5 protein-coding genes and 1 pseudogene are annotated in these 3,711 nt (G+C 42.3%); 1 reads left to right on the top strand and 5 read right to left on the bottom strand.

Annotation, left to right across the window (positions count from 1 at the left end):
- Positions 1-311: 311 nt before the first annotated feature.
- Positions 312-1,277 carry an ABC transporter substrate-binding protein gene (locus AYJ08_RS21885; RefSeq protein WP_231929228.1) on the top strand — a complete coding sequence of 322 codons (966 nt, stop codon included), beginning with the start codon at positions 312-314 and terminating at the stop codon, positions 1,275-1,277.
- 926 nt (positions 1,278-2,203) lie between these two features.
- On the opposite strand, the gene AYJ08_RS24180 is transcribed toward AYJ08_RS21885, so the two are convergent.
- The 5 genes and pseudogenes from AYJ08_RS24180 to AYJ08_RS24650 form a co-directional block, all read right to left on the bottom strand.
- Positions 2,204-2,392: a hypothetical protein gene (locus AYJ08_RS24180; protein WP_197490794.1), complete on the bottom strand. Its 189-nt coding sequence runs from the start codon at positions 2,390-2,392 to the stop codon at positions 2,204-2,206.
- A 116-nt stretch (positions 2,393-2,508) separates the two neighbouring features.
- A complete protein-coding gene (locus AYJ08_RS24660; protein ID WP_064019469.1) occupies positions 2,509-2,712 on the bottom strand; it encodes a hypothetical protein in 204 nt (67 codons plus the stop codon).
- Positions 2,713-2,818: 106 nt separating this feature from the next.
- Positions 2,819-2,995, bottom strand: a complete 177-nt coding sequence (locus tag AYJ08_RS23700) for a hypothetical protein (RefSeq protein WP_157452912.1) — start codon at positions 2,993-2,995, stop codon at positions 2,819-2,821.
- Positions 2,996-3,112: 117 nt separating this feature from the next.
- Complete coding sequence (locus AYJ08_RS24655; RefSeq protein ID WP_231929227.1) at positions 3,113-3,475, bottom strand: hypothetical protein; 363 nt, start codon at positions 3,473-3,475, stop codon at positions 3,113-3,115.
- Positions 3,476-3,483: 8 nt separating this feature from the next.
- Positions 3,484-3,711, bottom strand: a pseudogene (locus AYJ08_RS24650) (hypothetical protein); the annotation flags it as partial.

Genomic DNA, 3,711 nt, shown 5'->3' with positions numbered 1-3,711 from the left:
CAACCATTTTGCTTATTTTCATAAAATTTTGCAACCAAACTTCATACCCTTTTTATTTTAATTTAGCTAGACAAAGATAACGGGTGCCCTCTGACGGAAAATAGAACGTTAGAGGGCTTTTTTATTCTGGGGTACCGCCAACAAAGTGCGGATTTTGTTGGCGGTACCCCTATCTGAAGGGCAGCACATGCGTTGAAAAAGGGGGTTTGCATGGCAGCAAGTTTTCTCGTATGATCTTAGTGATAATAATTATCAATATCATAATGTAATCGAAGCGGTTTTACAAACTTCCGAGGAGAGGACATGCTAACATGCGGCAAACACAGAAACGGTGGAGCGCCATGCTCCTGATTATGCTAGTGGTCGTCGTTTTGAGCGCCTGCGGCAAGCCCGCAGCAGAGGGCGGAACACAACAAGAAGGAGCAGACAAGCAGGCAACGGAACAAGCCCGCACGATCACGCATATGAAGGGAGAGCGTGTATTTGAGAAAGCGCCGGAGCGCATCGTTGTACTGGATACCCAATATCTCGACCAGTTGACAGCACTTGGTCAACGTGTGGCAGGCAGCGCGGTTGCGACGAATGAAGCAACGCCGTTCCCCGCTTATTTGGTAGACAAAATTGGCGATGTCACGCAGATCGGCTCGAGCAGCGGGGTCAAGCTGGAGGCGGTATTGGCGCTCAATCCGGACGTCATCATTTGCACCGAGTTCCAGAACGAGATTTACGACGCTTTGGACAAAATCGCGCCAACGTTGATGTTTGAGCGCAACGAGGACTGGCAAAAAACAATCGTGACGTTGGGTCAATTGCTTCACAAGGAAAAAGAAGCCGAACAGGTGATCAACGACTACAACAAGAAGGTCGCTTCCTTGAAGGCCGATCTGGCTAAAAAAATGGGAGACGAGACGGTAGCAATAATTCGTCCGCGTGACAAACAGATCCGGATTCATACGACAGCGCACCGGACGTCGCAGATTTTGTATCAGGATTTGGGGCTGAAGGCGCCGGCGATGGTTCTCGATGATAAAAATACGAGTGCGATGATCAATCTGGAAGTGATGCCGGAATTGAACGCAGACCATCTGTTTGTGTTGACGGACAACCAGTATCAGCAGTTGACCGAGGAGTTTGCGCAGACAGCGGTTTGGAACAGCTTGAAGCCTGTGCAGAACAAACAAGTGTATAAGGTCAATACGACGACGTGGATCGTCTATTACGGTCCGCTGGCGATCAACCGGATTGTCGACGAGATTGCAGCATCGCTGCTGCCATAAGAGAAGCAAGACGCCGCTCAAACCACGGGACTGTGGATGGAGCGGCGTCGTTTATTTCTGCTTGCTCTTGATGGAGCTACTTTGCTTTGTATTCCGCAATTTTTTTGTTGAGCAGCTCTTCGCTCACCCGCAGAGCAGTGTTCACGTCCTGCTTCCCTTCGATCACTTTCAAGCATCTACTTTGCGGGTGGTATCAGCTTCGCTGGTACTACCCCTAGTAACCAGCAGCCAGAAGAAACTGGAAATGCAATATTTTAACGTAAAGTGGCCCATTTTTACACTCATCTCGGTTATTACACTTGTTAGCGTGGTGAAAATCGGCTTTTTTTGAGTCCAAAACCCCTTAACGTTGTAAATCTACTTTTGCTGGCAGTACCCCTAAAAAGTTTCTAAGCGTACAAAATTTCCAAAATGTTGGCGGTTGCCCATTCTGTATTTTTACCCATTGCTTCTTAGTAGTCATAGCCTTTCAAACGGTTCGGCTTACTCATTGCTTCAATGTCGTTCGGATCGATCCTAGAAAGAAAAACTCTACTGTAGTGTAGAGAACAATATCATAGCACCTGACGTTTTTTTTCACACCCTTCAGCTGCACAAATATCCGGATCTGATTTCGGAACTGGCAAAGGAATCGGACCGTAAACCCTATTATCGCCTAAGTAGTTTCGGTTATAGGGTTCTTTATGGTATTTATTACTCGCTATTTTGTTTCTCTGATACCATTCACCGTAATGTCTTGCTAGGATGCTCTTCTTCGATGTCAAGCAAGCAGACATAGCAAGTGCTTTCTCTAGCTATCTCCATTAGTGATGTAATCTCCGAAAGTTTTTCTACATCTGTTTTCTCGGACTCAAGTATGTCAGAAAATTCTGTCACCAAAGAAGAGAAGCGCTTTTTAGATCTAAAAAGTTTTTTATGATTCTTTTTCATTTTTGAACTCTTGCACTTAATTCATCAAAAATTCTCTGCACATTAGCAACAGTTTCTGTTTCCCCTTCTGACAACCATGCAAGAGTTCGCTTCTCGCTATTGGTTAGTTCACGGCCAAGTGCATCCTCGATGGCAATGAGTAGTTCAGCACGATGCGTATACTTCGATAGTGTTTCAGGCTTCAATCTGGGGTTCCTATCTATGAAGTAACTTTTGATATCGAACATACAAATATCGTTCCTTTCAGCCAAGAATCGACCAGTATAAATTATTTACATTAGGCAAGGACTCACTCATATTTTTATTTAAACATCTTCTTAATCACCTTAAATATATCAAACGTAGTCCTGTTGTAAACTTTATTATAAGCATACTTCTTAGGATTTCTGAGCCACCCCCATCCTCTCGGCATCTTCAATCCAGCGCGATGTACTAACTGTCTTTTTAGGCTTGTCCTAGCTGCTACACGCTTCTTTAAACTTGGCTTACGCATTCCAAACTTCATAGCAACCACCCTTTATTTTGATTTAGCGAGACGAAAATAATACGAAAACCCTCTGACGGAATTTAAACCGTTAGAGGGTTTTTTTGATTATTAGGTTGTGGTGTTTTCATTTATTATTTTTTCGCAAAAGAGCCACTAATAAAGCAATAGTGAATGATTGAGCGATTGCAAGTAATATCACCATATCACCAACAAAAGAACCTTTGGTACTTCCGATAACTAAAAACACTAAAAACATTATTGCCATCGTGAGTAACCAGTATAGTATAACTCGTAATATCACAGAAGCTCCTCCTTCAGATCAATAGTTTATAGTGTCTAACATTAGCGGAAAAATTCGGAATAAGATAGGTAAACCAAAGCTAAAGCTCTGGATATTTAAATTCTATACCAAAATCTACTACTTGAGTAGTGTGGTCAGGTTCAATGGATAACCCCACGGGCTTATAAGAAACGGATACGGAACCACGTATAATCGCGTGCCCATATTGGAATTTAATATTAATCGTTCCTCTTTCACTTTTATCAGCGTAAACATATTGGGAAATGTAACCGGAGTGTAATTGTTATTCCCCATTTTTAAGTCATATTCTGCTGCCACACCAATACCCGGGTCCCAATCAGATGCTTTTGAAGAATCTTCGCATTCCCATTTCTTTTTAAAAGCTGGTTTAGTACAATAGCGATTTTCATGATCATCTGGTTTACCTCTTGAGGTCATAGGCATAAAGAATTTGGATGTTACAGGGTATCCGATTGACATTTTATCAGTTAACGTCCAAATCGGGGGTTCTGATCACTCGAAATAACCATATAGTATTTTCGATAACCACTTCTATCACTTTTGACTTCAAAAGCTTTTGCCTTTAACTCTATTTCGCTAAAATCATCTTCTTCATCCTTCTTTTTGGCCAATGATTTATTCATCTCAGATTGACCTTCATCAAATTTATGTGAAACCGTTTTCGAACCATTTTTTTTAGCACCTTGATCAATCAT

This window comes from Brevibacillus sp. SKDU10, from assembly GCF_001645205.1.
GTDB lineage: Bacteria > Bacillota > Bacilli > Brevibacillales > Brevibacillaceae > Brevibacillus_B > Brevibacillus_B halotolerans.
Note: the sequence above shows the minus strand (reverse complement) of the source record. Positions and strands in the feature narration are given on the sequence as shown.

Bases quoted from the DNA above. Each gene is read 5' to 3' on its own strand.
- AYJ08_RS24660 (WP_064019469.1), bottom strand. From the start codon at position 2,712: ATGAAGTTTGGAATGCGTAAGCCAAGTTTAAAGAAGCGTGTAGCAGCT.
- AYJ08_RS21885 (WP_231929228.1), top strand. From the start codon at position 312: ATGCGGCAAACACAGAAACGGTGGAGCGCCATGCTCCTGATTATGCTA.
- AYJ08_RS24655 (WP_231929227.1), bottom strand. From the start codon at position 3,475: ATGTCAATCGGATACCCTGTAACATCCAAATTCTTTATGCCTATGACC.